15 protein-coding genes are annotated in these 16,533 nt (G+C 59.3%); 5 read left to right on the top strand and 10 right to left on the bottom strand.

What is annotated here, in order from left to right:
* The first annotated feature begins 52 nt into the window (after positions 1-52).
* The gene (locus FBY04_RS07375) at positions 53-2,947 is read left to right on the top strand and encodes a ribonucleoside-diphosphate reductase subunit alpha (protein WP_017340196.1); all 2,895 of its coding nucleotides are present in this window, start codon (positions 53-55) and stop codon (positions 2,945-2,947) included.
* A 304-nt stretch (positions 2,948-3,251) separates the two neighbouring features.
* Here the strand turns inward: FBY04_RS07375 and flgE are convergent, their stop codons facing one another.
* The 6 genes from flgE to FBY04_RS07340 form a co-directional block, all read right to left on the bottom strand.
* Positions 3,252-4,571 (bottom strand): flagellar hook protein FlgE, encoded by a 1,320-nt coding sequence (flgE, locus tag FBY04_RS07370; protein WP_084321966.1) that lies wholly within the window; start codon positions 4,569-4,571, stop codon positions 3,252-3,254.
* 31 nt (positions 4,572-4,602) lie between these two features.
* Positions 4,603-5,325: a flagellar hook assembly protein FlgD gene (flgD, locus tag FBY04_RS07365; RefSeq protein WP_084321965.1), complete on the bottom strand. Its 723-nt coding sequence runs from the start codon at positions 5,323-5,325 to the stop codon at positions 4,603-4,605.
* A 15-nt stretch (positions 5,326-5,340) separates the two neighbouring features.
* The gene (gene flgC, locus FBY04_RS07360; RefSeq protein WP_074879168.1) at positions 5,341-5,784 is read right to left on the bottom strand and encodes a flagellar basal body rod protein FlgC; all 444 of its coding nucleotides are present in this window, start codon (positions 5,782-5,784) and stop codon (positions 5,341-5,343) included.
* A 3-nt stretch (positions 5,785-5,787) separates the two neighbouring features.
* A complete protein-coding gene (gene flgB, locus FBY04_RS07355; RefSeq protein WP_084321964.1) occupies positions 5,788-6,195 on the bottom strand; it encodes a flagellar basal body rod protein FlgB in 408 nt (135 codons plus the stop codon).
* 361 nt (positions 6,196-6,556) lie between these two features.
* A complete protein-coding gene (gene cheR, locus FBY04_RS07345) occupies positions 6,557-7,384 on the bottom strand; it encodes a protein-glutamate O-methyltransferase CheR (RefSeq protein WP_017340200.1) in 828 nt (275 codons plus the stop codon).
* A 46-nt stretch (positions 7,385-7,430) separates the two neighbouring features.
* Positions 7,431-8,363 carry a chemotaxis protein CheV gene (locus FBY04_RS07340; protein ID WP_008033048.1) on the bottom strand — a complete coding sequence of 311 codons (933 nt, stop codon included), beginning with the start codon at positions 8,361-8,363 and terminating at the stop codon, positions 7,431-7,433.
* A gap of 81 nt (positions 8,364-8,444) precedes the next feature.
* On the opposite strand from FBY04_RS07340, the gene flgA reads away from it, so the two are divergent.
* The 4 genes from flgA (at position 8,445) to FBY04_RS07320 (ending at position 11,050) form a co-directional block, all read left to right on the top strand.
* On the top strand, positions 8,445-9,206 hold the full coding sequence (gene flgA / locus FBY04_RS07335) for a flagellar basal body P-ring formation chaperone FlgA (protein ID WP_145314878.1): 762 nt from the start codon (positions 8,445-8,447) through the stop codon (positions 9,204-9,206).
* 163 nt (positions 9,207-9,369) lie between these two features.
* Positions 9,370-9,696 (top strand): flagellar biosynthesis anti-sigma factor FlgM, encoded by a 327-nt coding sequence (gene flgM, locus FBY04_RS07330; protein ID WP_084321961.1) that lies wholly within the window; start codon positions 9,370-9,372, stop codon positions 9,694-9,696.
* 47 nt (positions 9,697-9,743) lie between these two features.
* Positions 9,744-10,211, top strand: a complete 468-nt coding sequence (locus tag FBY04_RS07325; RefSeq protein ID WP_084321960.1) for a flagella synthesis protein FlgN — start codon at positions 9,744-9,746, stop codon at positions 10,209-10,211.
* Positions 10,212-10,303: 92 nt separating this feature from the next.
* Positions 10,304-11,050 carry a flagellar brake protein gene (locus FBY04_RS07320; RefSeq protein WP_145314877.1) on the top strand — a complete coding sequence of 249 codons (747 nt, stop codon included), beginning with the start codon at positions 10,304-10,306 and terminating at the stop codon, positions 11,048-11,050.
* Between the two features lie 99 nt (positions 11,051-11,149).
* On the opposite strand, the gene FBY04_RS07315 is transcribed toward FBY04_RS07320, so the two are convergent.
* The 4 genes from FBY04_RS07315 to FBY04_RS07295 form a co-directional block, all read right to left on the bottom strand.
* Positions 11,150-12,517 (bottom strand): MFS transporter, encoded by a 1,368-nt coding sequence (locus FBY04_RS07315; RefSeq protein ID WP_084321958.1) that lies wholly within the window; start codon positions 12,515-12,517, stop codon positions 11,150-11,152.
* A gap of 69 nt (positions 12,518-12,586) precedes the next feature.
* The gene (locus FBY04_RS07310) at positions 12,587-13,828 is read right to left on the bottom strand and encodes a glutamine synthetase family protein (protein WP_174602681.1); all 1,242 of its coding nucleotides are present in this window, start codon (positions 13,826-13,828) and stop codon (positions 12,587-12,589) included.
* 314 nt (positions 13,829-14,142) lie between these two features.
* The gene (locus FBY04_RS07300; RefSeq protein WP_145314876.1) at positions 14,143-14,835 is read right to left on the bottom strand and encodes a sensor histidine kinase KdpD; all 693 of its coding nucleotides are present in this window, start codon (positions 14,833-14,835) and stop codon (positions 14,143-14,145) included.
* Complete coding sequence (locus tag FBY04_RS07295; protein WP_084321955.1) at positions 14,832-16,436, bottom strand: tetratricopeptide repeat-containing response regulator; 1,605 nt, start codon at positions 16,434-16,436, stop codon at positions 14,832-14,834. Before FBY04_RS07295 ends, FBY04_RS07300 begins: the two co-directional genes overlap by 4 nt.
* Positions 16,437-16,533 lie beyond the last annotated feature (97 nt).

The raw sequence follows: 16,533 nt of genomic DNA, 5'->3' as shown, positions 1-16,533 counted from the left end.
GGGCACCATGATGGTGCCCAAACAAACATAGAGAATGTGGAGACAACCCCCCATGCAAACCGACACAACTCGCGAGAACCCGCAAGGCACCTTGCCGCAGGCCGCTGATTCGACTTCGGATCTGTCCGCCACCGCGCCTGGCCAGCTGCGCGTGATCAAGCGTAACGGCACTGTCGTTCCTTATACCGATGACAAAATCACCGTCGCGATCACCAAAGCGTTTCTCGCAGTTGAGGGTGGCACCGCTGCCGCTTCGTCGCGAATCCATGACACCGTTGCCCGCCTGACCGAACAGGTCACCGCGACCTTCAAGCGTCGCATGCCGTCGGGCGGCACCATCCACATCGAAGAAATCCAGGACCAGGTCGAACTGGCCCTGATGCGTGCCGGCGAGCAGAAAGTGGCTCGCGACTACGTGATCTACCGCGACGGTCGTTCGAAACAACGCGCTGCCCACGCTCCGGCAGAAGAAACGGTCAACGCTCACCCGTCGATCCGAATCACCCGCGCCGATGGCACTTTTGCACCGCTGGACATGGGTCGCCTGAACACCATCGTCACCGAAGCGTGCGAAGGCCTGGAAGAAGTCGACGGCGACCTGATCCAGCGCGAAACCCTGAAAAACCTGTACGACGGCGTGGCCCTGACCGACGTCAACACTGCCCTGGTGATGACCGCCCGTACCCTGGTCGAGCGTGAGCCGAACTACTCGTTCGTGACTGCTCGCCTGCTGATGGACACCCTGCGTGCCGAAGGCCTGGGCTTCCTTGGCGTCGCCGACAGCGCGACCCACCACGAAATGGTCGACCTGTACGCCAAGGCGCTGCCTGCGTACATCGCCAAGGGTATCGAATTCGAATTGCTGAACCCGGTCCTGGCCACCTTCGACCTGGAAAAACTCGGCAAGGCGATCAACCACGAGCGCGATCAGCAGTTCACTTACCTGGGCCTGCAAACCCTGTACGACCGTTACTTCATCCACAAGGACGGTATCCGCTTCGAACTGCCGCAAATCTTCTTCATGCGCGTGGCCATGGGCCTGGCGATCGAAGAGAAGCAGAAAGAAGACCGTGCGATCGAGTTCTACAACCTGTTGTCGTCCTTCGACTACATGTCCTCGACTCCGACCCTGTTCAACGCCGGCACCCTGCGTCCACAGCTGTCGAGCTGCTACCTGACCACCGTGCCGGATGACCTGTCGGGCATCTACCACGCGATCCACGACAACGCCATGTTGTCGAAATTCGCTGGCGGCCTGGGCAACGACTGGACACCGGTTCGTGCGCTGGGTTCGTACATCAAGGGCACCAACGGCAAATCCCAGGGCGTGGTTCCGTTCCTGAAAGTAGTGAACGACACCGCCGTCGCCGTTAACCAGGGTGGCAAGCGCAAAGGCGCTGTCTGTGCCTACCTGGAAACCTGGCACATGGACATCGAAGAGTTCATCGAACTGCGCAAGAACACCGGTGATGATCGTCGTCGTACCCACGACATGAACACCGCCAACTGGATCCCTGACCTGTTCATGAAGCGTGTCTTCGATGACGGCAAGTGGACCCTGTTCTCGCCGTCCGAAGTACCGGACCTGCACGACCTGACCGGCAAGGCCTTCGAAGAGCGTTACGAGTACTACGAAGCCCTGACCGAGTACCCGGGCAAGGTCAAGCTGTTCAAGACCATCCAGGCCAAAGACCTGTGGCGCAAAATGCTGTCCATGCTGTTTGAAACCGGCCACCCATGGCTGACCTTCAAAGACCCGTGCAACCTGCGCAGCCCGCAGCAGCACGTCGGCGTGGTCCACAGCTCGAACCTGTGCACCGAGATCACCTTGAACACCAACAAGGACGAGATCGCCGTTTGCAACCTGGGCTCGATCAACCTGCCGAACCACATCGTCAACGGCAAGCTGGACACCGCCAAGCTGGAACGCACCGTGAACACCGCCGTTCGCATGCTCGATAACGTAATCGACATCAACTACTACTCGGTGCCACAAGCGAAGAACTCCAACTTCAAGCACCGTCCGGTCGGTCTGGGCATCATGGGCTTCCAGGACGCTTTGTACCTGCAGCACATTCCTTACGGTTCCGATGCGGCCGTCGAGTTCGCCGACAAGTCGATGGAAGCCGTCAGCTACTACGCCATCCAGGCGTCCTGCGACCTGGCCGACGAGCGCGGCGCTTACGAGACGTTCCAGGGTTCGCTGTGGTCCAAAGGCATCCTGCCGCTGGATTCGCAACAGATCCTGATCGAGCAACGCGGCCAGAAGTACATCGACGTTGACCTGAACGAATCCCTGGACTGGGCACCGGTTCGCGCCCGTGTACAGAAAGGCATTCGTAACTCCAACATCATGGCCATCGCACCGACCGCGACCATCGCCAACATCACTGGCGTCTCGCAGTCGATCGAACCGACCTACCAGAACCTCTACGTGAAATCGAACCTGTCGGGCGAATTCACCGTGATCAACCCGTACCTGGTTCGCGACCTGAAGGCTCGCGGTCTGTGGGACGCCGTCATGATCAACGACCTGAAGTACTACGACGGTTCGGTGCAACAGATCGAGCGCATCCCGCAAGAACTCAAAGAGCTCTACGCGACTGCCTTCGAAGTGGACACCAAGTGGATCGTCGACGCGGCAAGCCGCCGTCAGAAGTGGATCGACCAGGCTCAGTCGCTGAACCTGTACATCGCTGGCGCTTCGGGCAAGAAGCTGGACGTGACCTACCGCATGGCCTGGTACCGTGGCCTGAAAACCACTTACTACCTCCGTGCCCTGGCCGCAACCAGCACCGAGAAGTCGACCATCAACACCGGCAAGCTGAACGCTGTTTCCAGCGGCGGCAACCACGGTGAAGATTCGGTCCTGGCTGCTCCTGCCGGTCCTGCTCCAGTGCCGAAGGCTTGCGCCATCGACGAGCCGGATTGCGAAGCTTGCCAATAAGCTGAGCCGGTAGGCGCCGCGAGGCGCTTACTCGACAACCCCCGATCGGTCCTCTGGATTGATCGGGGGTTTTCTTTTGCCTGAAGGAAAGTGGCGACTGTGCTGACGCCTTCGCGGGCAAGCCCGCTCCCACAGGGTTTTGTGTCGTTCAGTAGTTTTGTGAACAACACGAATCCTGTGGGAGCGGGCTTGCCCGCGAAGGGGCCATCACAGACAACCAAAAACCTCAGCTCCCGATAAAAATCCCGCCCATAAAAAACCCCTCTTGCGAGGGGTTCTTTGTGCAGCAATCAGCCAACCAACATCAAGTCATCTGAATGATGGTCTGCATGATGGTGCTTTGAGTCGAAATGGTCTTGGCGTTCGCCTGGTAGTTGCTCTGCGCCTTGATCAGGTCGACCAGTTCGCTGGTCAGGTTGACGTTGGACTCTTCCAGGGAGTTGGAATGGATCTCGCCCAAGGTACCGGTGTTCGGTGCATCGTAGCCCGGGATGCCCGACGCGTAGGTTTCTTTCCAGCTGGTGCCGCCTACTGGCTGCAGACCTTGTTCGTTGGTGAAGCTGGCGAGCGAGATCTGGCCGATGGCCTTGGTCTGGCTGTTGCTGAAGTTGGCCAGCATCACACCGCTGCCATCGATGGTCAGGTTGGTGATCTGGCCAGTGGCGTAGCCGTTCTGCGAAGGAATCGAACGTGCGGTGTCGGCGTTGTACTGCGATGTTTTGGCCATGGAGATTGTAACGACGCCGGAAGTAGCGCCGTTCGCTGTCCACACGCCATTGGTCACGGTACCGGGAACCCAGCCAGTGAGCTTCAGGTCAGGACTGACGATCGGCACCGGAACGGCCGGCGTGGTGACCGAAACCAGATTGCCCGAGGTATCGAACACCATGGTCGAAGCGACCGGCGCGTTCAACGGAACCGCGGTAGGACTAGGGTCGGTGCCATTCGGGTTGCGACCATCAACCAGGGTGTAGGTTTTCCAGGTGTTCGAGCCAGTCTTCACCATGAACTGATCCATGATGTGCTCGTTACCTTGAGTGTCATAAATTTTGGTACTGAACTGCTTGGTGAAGGATGCTTCTTTCGTCGGGTCGAACGGGGTCGCAACCTGATCGATAACCGGTGCGGTGGAGTTCAGGTTGATCGTCGACGACACCGTGGAGGTGTTTTTTGGCGCCAGGTTCGAAGTATCGATACGCAGGTCGGTCAGCACGCCGTTGATGATCTTGCCGTTGGCGTCCACGCCGTAACCTTGCAGACGCGCAGTGCCGTCGGTGTTGGTGACGTAACCGTCCTTGTCGACCTTGAACGTACCGGCACGGGTGTAGGACAGCGAGCCGTTGTCGCTCAGTACGAAGAAGCCGGAACCGTTGATGCCCATGTCCAGCACGTTGCCGGTGTTGTTGACGTCGCCCTGGGTGAACTGCTGGGAAACGTTGGCCAGGCGCACGCCGTTACCAATGGTTTTGCTGCCGGAACCCAGCTTGGTGGCCGAGTAAACGTCCGAGAATTCCGCACGGGACGATTTGAAACCTGTGGTCGCGACGTTGGCGATGTTGTTGCCGGTTACGTCCAGTTGTTTGTTGGCTGCATAGAGACCGCTAAGGCCGATATTGAAAGACATATTCCACTCCTTTGTGCCGTGTTAGTCGGCTCTACATACCAATGGTTTGTACTTTGGACAGGGCAATGCTGCCCAGCCCGGCGAGATTGAGCATCAACTCACCGCCGGTCTGGCTGATGGTCACGCTGTTGACGGTTGCCGGCAGGTACGTCACCAGCGAGGTCGCCTTGCCGTCGTAGGTCGCAGTAGCGCCGAAGTTATAGGTACCCGCCTTGGCCACTTCGCCCGCATCGTTCTTGCCGTCCCAGATGAAACTGGAAGTACCGGCTTTCTGGCTGCCCAGGTCGATGGTGCGGATGACCTTGCCATCGGCATCGGTGATCTTGACCTTGACCGGGTCCACAGACGCCGGCACGGCAATAGTGCCGGTGAAACTCTTGGAGGTATCGACCACAGCCTTGTCGGCCGGGGCAATGACCGAACGCCCGACCAGCGACGAAGCCTGCAGGGCCTGGGACGAGTTGTAGTTGCTGGCCAGCCCGCTCACGGTGGTGTTGAGCGTGGTGATGCCTTCCAGGCTGCTGAACTGCGCCAACTGGGCAACGAACTCGCCGTTGTCCTGCGGCTCCAGCGGGTTCTGGTTCTTCAGCTGTGTCACCAGCAGTTGCAGGAACGCGTCCTTGCCCAGGGCCTTCTTGCCGGTGGCGCTGTTCGTCGCGGACGCCAGGCCGTCGGCACTGGTGTTGGTCTTGATCGAAGAGTTGGCCAGGATGTCTTTGAGGCTAAGGCCGCTGGTGGTATCGGTAACACTCATCTGAGTCGCCCCTTATCACTGACCGAGGGTCAGGACCTTCTGCATCATGGTTTTGGCGGTGTTCATCATTTCGGCGTTGGTCTGGAACGAACGACTCGCGGAAATCATGTCGGCCATTTCTTCCACCACGTTCACGTTCGGGTAGTAGACATAGCCCTTGGCATCGGCCGCCGGATGGTTCGGTTCATAGCGGGCGTCCAGGTTGCTCTGGTCTTCGACCACGCCCAGCACTTGCACACCCTGACCTGCAGCGTCCTGGTTCTGGAACAGCGAATCGCTGCCGCCGCTCTGGCCACCCTGGAACATGGTGGCGAACACCGGGTGACGGGCGCGGTAGGTCTGGTCGATGCTCGACGAGACGGTTTCGGCGTTGGCGATGTTACTGGCGACGGTGTTCAGGCGAGTGGTCTGGGCACTCATGCCGCTACCGGCGATATTGAAAACACTGGCTAGAGACATGACTTACTCTCCTCGCAGGGCGGATATCAGCCCTTTGAATTTGCTGTTGAGCAGGGTGAAGCTGGCCTGGAAGTTGACCGCGTTTTCTGCGTACGCTGATTGTTCAAGCTGAGCGTCCACGGTGTTCTGGTCGATCGACGGTTGCATCGGCGTGCGATACATCAGCGACTCGTCGCCGTTGCCCAGACCTTCGGCTTCGATATGCCGGTTGTTGGTCATGTTCAAGGCAAAGGTGCCGTTTCTGGTTTTCTCGCTCTGCTCGGCGAGCACTTTCGAGAAGTCCAGATCCCGAGCCTTGTAGTTCGGGGTGTCGGCGTTGGTGATGTTGTTGGCCAGGACTTCGGCACGCTGAGCGCGGAAGCCCAGGGCTTGTTCGTGGATACCGAGCGCTTTATCGAAGCTGATGCTCATGTCGGGAAACCTTCGGGTGACCTGATTTTTCGTACGATGAACATAGCAAGCGGCGTGCCAATTCAGAAAACCCCATAAACCGGGGCTTTGCGGGCAGGGACAAGGCGGCAATGCCAGAAAAGCGGCAACGGGTTTCCGCCGTCTGCCGCTTTTCTGCCGCTTTGCCATGGGCAACGACTTTCTCCTGTGGGAGCGGGCTTGCTCGCGAAAGCGGTGTGTCAGCCAACGCCGATGTCGACTGACACGACGCCTTCGCGAGCAAGCCCGCCCCCACATTGGGTTTGTGGTGTCTTTGGGAAGTCGGCAGGCATAAAAAAACGGGAGCCCCTGAGGACTCCCGTTTTATGACACCGCCAACCCATCACTTCGCCTGGTAAATAATCCCCGGGCTGCACTGAACCATCTGGTAATGATCCGGCAAGCCGTTCAGCGCTTCGGACGCGCCGAGGAACAGATAACCACCCGGCTTCAGCGTGCTGTGAATACGCAACAGAATGTCCTTCTTCACCTCGGCGGAGAAGTAGATCAGGACGTTGCGGCAGAACACGATGTCGAACTTGCCGAGGCTCGCGTAGCTGTCCAGCAGGTTGAACGAGCGAAATTCCACCCGGCTCTTGATCGGCGCCTTGATCGCCCAGCGTCCCGGCCCTTTCGGGTCGAAGTAACGCTGCAGGCGCTCGGGCGACAGACCGCGGCCGATGGCCAGGCTGTCATATTCGCCGGTCTTGCAGTTGGTCAGCATGGTGCTGGACAAATCAGTGGCGACGATCTGCACGCCCATCTTCAACTGGCCCATGTTGACCCGTTCGAACTCGTCGATGGACATCGACAGCGAATACGGTTCCTGCCCCGACGAGCACGCCGCCGACCAGATCCGCAGACGCTGGCCCGGAGCTGCCTTGATTGCTTCGGGCAGTACCTTGTTCTTCAAGACTTCAAACGGATAGGTGTCACGAAACCACAGGGTTTCGTTGGTCGTCATGGCATCGACCACCAACTCGCGCAAACCGCTGCGCGGCTGAGTCTGGATGCGCTGGACCAGCTCACCCAGGGACTTGATGCCTTGCTGCTCCATCAGTTTGTTGAGACGGCTCGAGACCAGGTACTGCTTGTTTTCACCGAGCAAAATGCCACAGGCTTTTTCCAGGAAGACCCGGAACTGTTCGAAATCCAAATTACCCGTAGACAAAGATGCCGCCTCTTAAATCGTGTTAACCGCCAGGGGCAGAAGGCCCCTAGCTGATGTCTGCTGCTTTGATCCGGTCGACTACCCGGGATGCCAGGTCATCAGGACGGAATTTGGCCAGGAAGTCATCGGCACCGACTTTCTTGACCATCGCCTGATTGAACACACCCGACAACGAAGTATGCAGGATGATATGAAGCTTTTGCATGCGAGGGTCGTTGCGGATTTCGGCCGTCAAGGTGTACCCGTCCATTTCCGGCATCTCGATGTCGGAAATCATCATCAGGAACTCTTCCTCTGGCTTCTTGCCCTCGTCGGCCAGCTTGCGCAGGTAATCCAGCGCTTGCCGTCCGTCGTTCAACGCCACCACTTCAACACCGACCGTCTGCAGGCAACGCGTGACCTGCTTGCGTGCCACCGACGAGTCATCGACCGTCAGCACCCGCAGCGACAGCGCCTTGTGCTGGGTCTCGACATCGACCACACCGACGGAAATCGCTTCCGGCGTCGGCGCCACTTCCGCCAGGATCTTCTCGACGTCGATGATTTCGACTAACTGATTGTCGACCCGAGTCACAGCCGTCAGGTAATGATCGCGTCCGGTGCCCTTGGGAGGCGGATGAATCTCCTCCCAGTTCATGTTGACGATGCGTTCCACCGAGCGCACCAGGAAACCCTGCGTCTTGGTGTTGTACTCCGTGATGATCACGAAGGGATTGCTTTGATCTTTCAACGCTCCGGAACCGGTCGCCATTGCCAGATCAAGGATCGGAATGGTCGCCCCCCGGATATTTGCCACACCGCACACGACAGGACTGGACTTGGGCATCAGGGTCAGCTTGGGGCATTGCAGCACCTCACGAACCTTGAACACGTTGATCCCGTACAGTTGCTGGCCGTCAAGACGGAACAACAACAGCTCCAGGCGATTCTGCCCTACCAGTTGCGTGCGCTGGTTTACCGAATCCATTACACCAGCCATGCCCAGACTCCTACACCAACGCTAAGTGTGTTGCGACGCACATTCATCACTAAACGGCACGGCGCTTGCTTTTTAACTCTTATGAACACAGAACCGACATTTTTCCGACGCCTGACATCACCTTTCCGCAGATTGCTCTGTGCAATGTCGGCCGTTTGCCTGTTCAACGCTGGCAGCCCTGCCCTTGCTGACGCGGTTACCTTGCCTGACATGCTTATCGGCGTCACCCAGGGCTTTCTTGAATTCACCGTAGAAGACTATCTGGCGACCAGTCAAATGGAAGGTCGCTACGAAATCCAGGTCAACCAGCTCGATCCGCGGCTGCGCATGCCCATGTGCGACAAGGAATTGACAGCCAGCCTCGAGAGCCCGGCCAAGCCGCTGGGCCGCGTTACGGTCAAGGTTCGCTGTGAGGGAACCTCCCCCTGGACGGTGTTCGTACCCGCTCAAGTCCGCCTGTTTCGCGACGTCGTGACCACCACCCGCCCGCTGCGCCGCGCCGACATTGTCGAACCTGCTGACGTGCTCCTGCGCGAACGCGATATCAGCCTGATCAACCAGGGCTACCTGACGACCCTCGACCAGGCGATCGGCCAGCGACTTACCCGACCAATGGTCGCCGACCAGGTGATTACCCTCGTTCACCTCGAGCAGGCGGAAGTCATTCGTAAAGGCGACCAGGTGGTGATTACCGCCCGCAGTGGTACGCTCAGCGTGCGAATGCCCGGCGAAGCCCTGTCCAATGGCGGCATGAGCGAACAGATTCGCGTGAAAAACCTCAACTCCAAGCGGGTCATCAAGGCGCAAGTCACCGCGCCGGGCCAGGTGGAAGTGTCTATGTAGGCACCCTTTCCTGAAGAAGTGGCGTTGCCCGAGGCTGTTCCCTAAACTGTGCCGCATGCAGAGAAGTGCTGGCGCATGCAGGCTCATTGATAAATGGGTCTAAAGTTTTCACAGGGAGAGCCGAAAACATGGCAAGCGTCCAAATACTCAGAGGTTTTTTACCATGGTCATCGATTTCAGCCGTTTGAACAGCTCCTCGCCACTTACGGGCAGTACACGTACCAGCGTTGCCAAGGAAACTGCCGAAGCCGGCAAATCCGCGCCGCTGAATACCCCGGCCGAACAGGCCAGCACCGTCAAAAGCGGGGAATCGGTACACCTCAGCAATGAGGCTCAACAGTTGCAACAGGTCACTGACAAGCTGCGCGATCAGCCTGCCGTCGACAAAGCCCGTGTGGCCGAGTTGAAAGCAGCGATTGCCGATGGCAGCTACAAAGTCGACAGCAACCGTGTAGCCAGCAAACTGCTCAACTTCGAAGCCCAGCGCTAGGCTACGGCCGCGCCAGGCTTTTGGACGCTTAAAACCCAAGGCCAGCCATGCACGACACTAACTTACTGCAACTGATCACCGACGACTTTGCTCCAGCGCAACGATTGCTGGAGTTACTGCAAGCCGAGTCCCTCGCCTTGCACGGTCGCGACATGCCACTGCTCGAAGACATTCTGGCGCAGAAGCAGGCATTGATCATTCTGCTCGAACAGCATGGCCGCAAGCGCAGTGAAATCCTCGCCAGCCTCAATCTGCCGGTCAATCGCAGCGGCCTGGAGCAACTGGCCAGCCATTCGAGCATCGGCGAAGAGTTGCTGGCGCAGAGCGATGTGCTGACCGACCTTCTGGCTCAATGCCAGGCAGCGAACGCCAATAATGGCCAGTCGATCCTGGTCCAGCAAGCCACCACAGCCAACCAGCTGAAAATCCTCACCGGCGGCGAACCGCCTGCCCTTTATGATGCTCGCGGATCAACCGCCAAGCTTGCGAAGCCACGCCCGCTCAGTCAGGCTTGAGCCTTCAAATGACCACGCCCTATCAAGACTTGCAACATGCTGGCAATATACTGGCCAGCCGTAGTCATATTTTGTCTGGAGATTGATGAACCGTGTCCAATGCCTTAAACGCGGAAGATGCCCCGCAGCCACCCAAGGTGCTTACCACGCCTTTGGAAATCTCCGGCAACCTGCGCCAACTGCAAGAAAGCCATGATCCGCTGATCATCACGTTCCATGAGCGCACTCAGCGCTTCCAGAGCTATCTGGTCGACGTGGACCGCGAAAGCCGCACCATCGCGCTCGACGAGATGATCCCGCGTGACGGCGAACGCTTCATGCTGGCGGGCGAACCGTTCAAGGTCGAAGGCTTTCACGACGGCGTGCGCATCGCTTGGGAAAGCAACGGTCAACTGACCATCGACGAATCCGGTGACAGTCGCTGCTATCGCGGCCCGCTGCCCGATGAAGTGGTCTATCACCAGCGCCGCAATGCCTTTCGCGCGGCATTGAAGCTGGCACAACTGGTCAACGTCGATCTGGACGGTGAAAAGCTCAAGGCGCCGATCAGCGGCAAGCTGCTGGACATTTCCGCCACCGGTTGCAAGTTGCGCTTCGACGGCGACATTACCGGCAGCCTGCAACTGGGCCAGGTCTACGACCGCTTTGCCGCCGCCCTGCCCTTCGGCAAAATGACGGCACCGGTCGAACTGCGCTACCTGCACTTCGAAGAAAAAATCTCCACCACCTTCGCCGGCATCCGTTTTCACAACATGAGCGGCCTGGTGCAGCGTCAGGTCGAGCGCTTCGTCTATCAGCTTCAGCGCGAAGCACGACGCTTCGACAAAGACGACATGTAATTCGAAGCGGCATGAAAAACGGGCAGTCCCTTGCGGTGACTGCCCGTTTTTTTTTTGCGCCATTCGTTTGGTCTGCGCGGCTCCTACAGGTGGTGCGATTCAGGGTCTGGCCTCGGTGAAGCTTTGCTCGCGGCCAGCGTCCGGATCCTCGGGCGGATCGGTTTCTGGCGCGGGCTCAGGCTCGGGAGTTGGCTCGGGATTGACCGGACTCTGCATCTGGTCCTGCACCACTTGCTCATCGACCCGCGGATCAAGGCAAGCCACCAGCGGCGAACTCGACATGCTGTCCGGCATGGCGACGTGATGCAACGGCGCATCGTCCACCTGGTGCAGGTTGGTCACCGCTTTCGGGCGGATCCGCCACACCAGCACCAACGCGAAGAAACTGAAGAAGGCGTAAAGCATCTGGCTGCCGAACATCTTCATCAGCACCCCGGCGACCAGCGGCCCGATACTGGCGCCGACACCGTAGGTCACCAGCAACATCGCGGTCAGGGAAACACGACGATCACCCTCGACGTGGTCATTGGAGAACGCCACCGCCAGCGGATACAGGCAGAACATCACCAGCGAACAGAAGAACCCGGCGACAAACAAAACCTCCAGCGGCACCTGTTGCATGATGGCCAGCGGCAACGCAGTCAGGGCCAGCACCACCGCAAAACAGCGGATCAACAACGCCCGGTCATAACGGTCGGACAACCAGCCCAACGGCCACTGCACCAGCAGGCCGGCAAAAATGCAGCTACCCATGAACAGACCGACCTGCTCCGTGGACAACCCTTGCTGCGAGGCATACAGCGGCGCCAGACCGTAGAACGAGCCAATGATCAAGCCCGCCCCCAGCACTGTACTCAACGACTGCGGTACGCGTTTGATGAAGAATCGCGGTTCCATCGGCGCCGGGTGCAGAGGCGCCGGGTGAATCCGCCGGGTCAGGGCGACCGGCACCAGGCACAGGGCAAAGCACAGGGCGACCAGCATCAACAGCTCCAGACCGAGCGCCGGGTGCATGACCAGAATCAGTTGCCCCAGCACCAGGCCCAGATACGACGCGATCATGTATCCGCTGAACACCGTCCCGCGTTGTGAGGCTTCAGCCTGCTCATTGAGCCAGCTTTCGATGACCATGTACTGGCACATCATGCCGAGGCCGACGATGACCCGCAGGAATATCCAGGCAGGCAGCCAGTCCACCAGGCCGTGGCCCAGCACTGCCGCGCCGACGATCCCGGCGCAGGCCGAATAGGCGCGGATATGCCCGACACGGGCAATCAACCGGTGACCGATCTTGCCCCCCAGCACCAGGCCGAAATAGTTGGCGGCCATCAACGCACCGACCCACAGGCTGTCGACATGGTCGGCCGCCAGGCGCAAGCCCAGGTAAGTACTCAGCAGGCCCGAGCCGATCAACATCATCAGCGAGGCAAAATACAGCGCTCGAAAGGGTTTCCAGATTTGGCGCATCGGCGTTCCGAGCGGCTCCTTGCGGTGAGAAACGGGCTATCCGAAAGATAGCCCGAAGACGAAGGTTCGTCAGGCCTGGGCGGCCAGGACACGGCGCTCCCAGGGCGTAATTTCATCAAAGAAGCTGGTCAACTCCAGGGTCTTCGAAGCGACGTAGCCTTCGATGAACTCCTTGCCAAACAGTTCCTTCGCCAATTGGCTACGTTTCAGACGTTCGAGAGCGGCATGCAAGGTACACGGCAACGAAAGATTATCCGGCACCTCGAACTCACCCTGGATCGCTGCGCTCGGCTCCAGCTCTTTTTCAATACCGTACAGCCCCGCCGCCAGGCTGGCGGCGATCGCCAGATACGGATTGGCATCCGCCCCCGGCAAGCGGTTCTCGACCCGACGAGCGGCCGGCGAACTCGCCGGAATACGCAAACCGGCCGCGCGATTGTCGTGGGACCAGCAGGCATTGTTCGGTGACGCGAACGGATGACACAAGCGCTGATAGGAGTTTACGTTCGGCGCAAACAGTGCGGTGAAATCCGCCATGCCCGCCTGCTGACCGCCGATGAAGTGACGGAAGGTCGCAGTCGGTTCACCGGCCGCGTCGCTGAACACGTTACGCCCGCTGCCGATCTCGACGATGCTCTGGTGAATGTGCATCGAACTGCCCGGCGTATGCGCCAGCGGCTTGGCCATACAGACCACGGTCAGGCCGTGCTTGAGCGCAACTTCCTTGAGCAGATGCTTGAACAGGAACGTCTGGTCGGCCAGCAGCAGCGGATCGCCGTGCAGCAGATTGATCTCGAACTGGCTGACGCCCATTTCATGCATGAACGTATCGCGGGGCAAACCGAGTGCCGCCATGCATTCGTAGACTTCACTGAAAAACGGGCGCAAGCCGTTGTTGGAGCTGACGCTGAACGCCGAACAACCGTCCTCGCGACGACCATCCAGGCCCAGCGGCGGCTGGAAGGGTTGCGTCGGGTCGGTGTTGGGCGCGAAGACAAAGAATTCCAGTTCGGTCGCCACCACGGGCGCCAGACCCAGTGCCGCATAACGCGCGACGACGGCCTTGAGTTGGCCACGGGTCGACAGGTTCGAGCTCTCGCCGGTCAGCTCGTCGGCATCACAAATGGCGAAGGCGCGTGGCTGCTTGCTCCAGGGCAAGCGGTGAATCTGCGCAGGATCGGGCACCAGCGCCAGGTCACCGTCGTCACTGCCGTAAAAACGCGCTGGCGGGTATCCGCCCATGATGCATTGCAGCAGCACACCCCGCGCCATCTGCAACCGCCGTCCTTCGAGAAACCCCTCGGCTGTCATGACCTTGCCACGGGGCACGCCGTTCAAGTCAGGCGTAACACATTCAATCTCATCAATGCCCGTCAGTCGCTGTGCGAGTGAGCGCTGGCCATCGGTAGTCATGACGCAATCCTTTGTTTGTGGTGCAAGCCGCGAACGGCGACCGTACAAAATAGGCTCCGCCTGTTCGGAATATCAAGCATTGCACACAAATACTCCCGACCGCCCCCCCTTCCTGTCGGAGCCGGCTTGCTGGCGATGAGGCATTTGGATTCTGCGGCGTTCTTTCGGACGCCATCGCCAGCAAGCCGGCGCCTACAAGAGGTCGCGGTATTTCAGGGAAGATAAAGGCTGAATACGCCGCCGCCCAACGGGCCGCCATTGCTGATTTCGGTGCGTCCGCCGATGCCGTTGCGCTGATGCAACGCGGCAATCCGCCCGGCGAAATACAGACCCAGGCCAGTGCTTCCGCTGCTGTGGTTGATGCCCTGCACGTATTCGGCCTGACGTTCGATCATCTGGGCCGGGTAGCCGTCGCCGTCATCGTTGATCGTCAGCACCAGCTGTCCAGCCTCATCGCTGACGCTGATCAATACCGAATGACGGGCATAACGGATGGCGTTGTTGATGCAATTGCCCAGCACTGATGCAATCAGCTCCCGGTCGAAGAAACCCAGCGGGCTCAGCGGGTCCACTTCGTAGGTCGCCATGATGCCGCGGCTGGCGAACACGTCCTGGTGGCAGGCCAGTTGTGCTTCGATGAAGTCATCGAGTTCGTGGTAGGCCGGTTGCAACGGCATCTGATTGACCCCGAGTTTGTACAGCCCCAGCAACTGCACGAGCATGTCGTTGAGGTGGGCGAACTCGAAATCGATCACGCCCTGCTCCGGGGTGTGCCGCGCCGGGTCGGGCAAACGCGCCAGCCATTGGCTGTGGGCCTGCATCAACATTGCCAGCGAGTTCTTCATGTCGTGCACGGTGGAAGCAATCACCGTGGAGAAATCCAGTGCCGGGTTGTCTTGGCTCATCCGCTGAACGCCTTGATTTTCAGTTTCTGATAACGCGCATACCGCGCGTCGGTGTCGGGCATCAGGCCGACCGTTTTCAGGCAGGCCCGACATTCTTCAAGCTCCGCCGAAGGCACGCTGGTGTCAGTGCCGTGCAGCAGCGACTGCGCCATGTTCAGCGCGATACTGATGTTTTTCGGTTGCATCGCCAGGGCTTTGCGGAACGCCGCCCGCGCCTCCACCAGGTTGCCGGTCTTGTACACCCGCACGCCTTGACGGTTGAGCTCCGCCGCATCGTTGCCGGAGTTGAGGATGGTCGGGTCGTCGGTCAGCTTGGCGATGCTTTTCATCACGGTCGGATCGTCGCCGTAGATTTCCACGCAGTTTTTCAGCATCGAGGCGCCGGCATCGGCCTGACCGAGCATTTGCAACTGCTTGGCCACCAACAGCGCCGCTTCGGCACTCATGAACTGCTCCATGCCATCGAGGCGCAACATGGCTTGCTCGGTGAGCTTTTCTGCGGTTTCGGCATCGTTGAGCAGCAGGCTGGTGGCCTTCATCAACCGCGCACGAATCTGCAGGCCCGGGTCGGAAGGGTTTTCCTTGGCCACGGCACTCAGCGTGGTGTTGATCTCCAGCCGCGTGCGGGTATCCAGGCCTTTTTCGCTGCCCTTGCTGATCAAGGCGTGGGCCAGGCCGAGGTTGCTTTCCGCATCCTTGAAGCGTGACTGGGCGCCTTGGCTGACCGCCTGTCGATAAGCCTTGGACGCCGTGTCGAAATCTTCGTTGGCCATCGCCAGTTTGCCCAGCAATGCCTGCCGGCGCACGGCCAGCGGCGACAAGCGAATTGCCTCTTCCAACACCTGTTGCGCGGCTTTGGTATCGCCTTCGGCGACCAGCACATCCGCCATGCCATCGTAGAGCGCCGGCATCATCGGAAACACTTTCAGGGCTTTTTCGTAGACGCCCTTGGCCTGGCTGACCTGACCGCGCTTGAACAGCAACTGGCCCAATCCGGCGAACGCCCACGGCAAAGGCCGATCGGCAATGATGCTGTCGTAGAGTCGCTCCAGCGCTTCGTTCTGATTCAAGTCACGCAAGGCGTCGGCGCGGTAGCGCAGGCACAGCGGCGAATAGCGGATGTCCTGTTTGCACAGCGCGATGCAGGCATTGAGCACTTCAACCGGTTTGCCGCGATCCAGCGCCTGCAGGATCGGCTTGAGCAACGTCTTGCGCTGCTCCAGACGCTCCAGGCGCTGGGCCAGGCCCGAGCGGTTGAACGGCTTGGTCAGGTAAGCATCAGGCTCATGCTCCAGCGCACTGAGCACCATCGCCTGGCTGGTCTCGGCGGTGACCATGACAAACACGGCCTCATGGCTGATCAGCTTCTCGACCATCAGGTCTTCGAGCACCTGCTGGCCATTCTTCTTGCCGTCGCCGAGGTGAAAATCCTGCAGGATGAAATCGTAGGACTTCTGCGAACACATGCGCAGCGCCTGCTCGCCGGTGTCGGCGGTATCCACGTCCTTGACGCCCAGCTCACGCAGCATGGAACGGACCGAACTGCGGAAATCGGAGAAATCATCGACGATCAGAAAACGCTTTTGGTGATACGACAGCATCGAAGATTTCCAGGCAATTTTAAGAAGAAGATCATGACTGTCCGGGTTATCGGCCAGCAGGGCCATTCACTTGAAGAAATGAGAACTCATTTGCGTC

Source organism: Pseudomonas sp. SJZ080 (assembly GCF_007828295.1).
Taxonomy (GTDB): Bacteria; Pseudomonadota; Gammaproteobacteria; order Pseudomonadales; family Pseudomonadaceae; genus Aquipseudomonas; species Aquipseudomonas migulae_A.
Note: the sequence above shows the minus strand (reverse complement) of the source record. Positions and strands in the feature narration are given on the sequence as shown.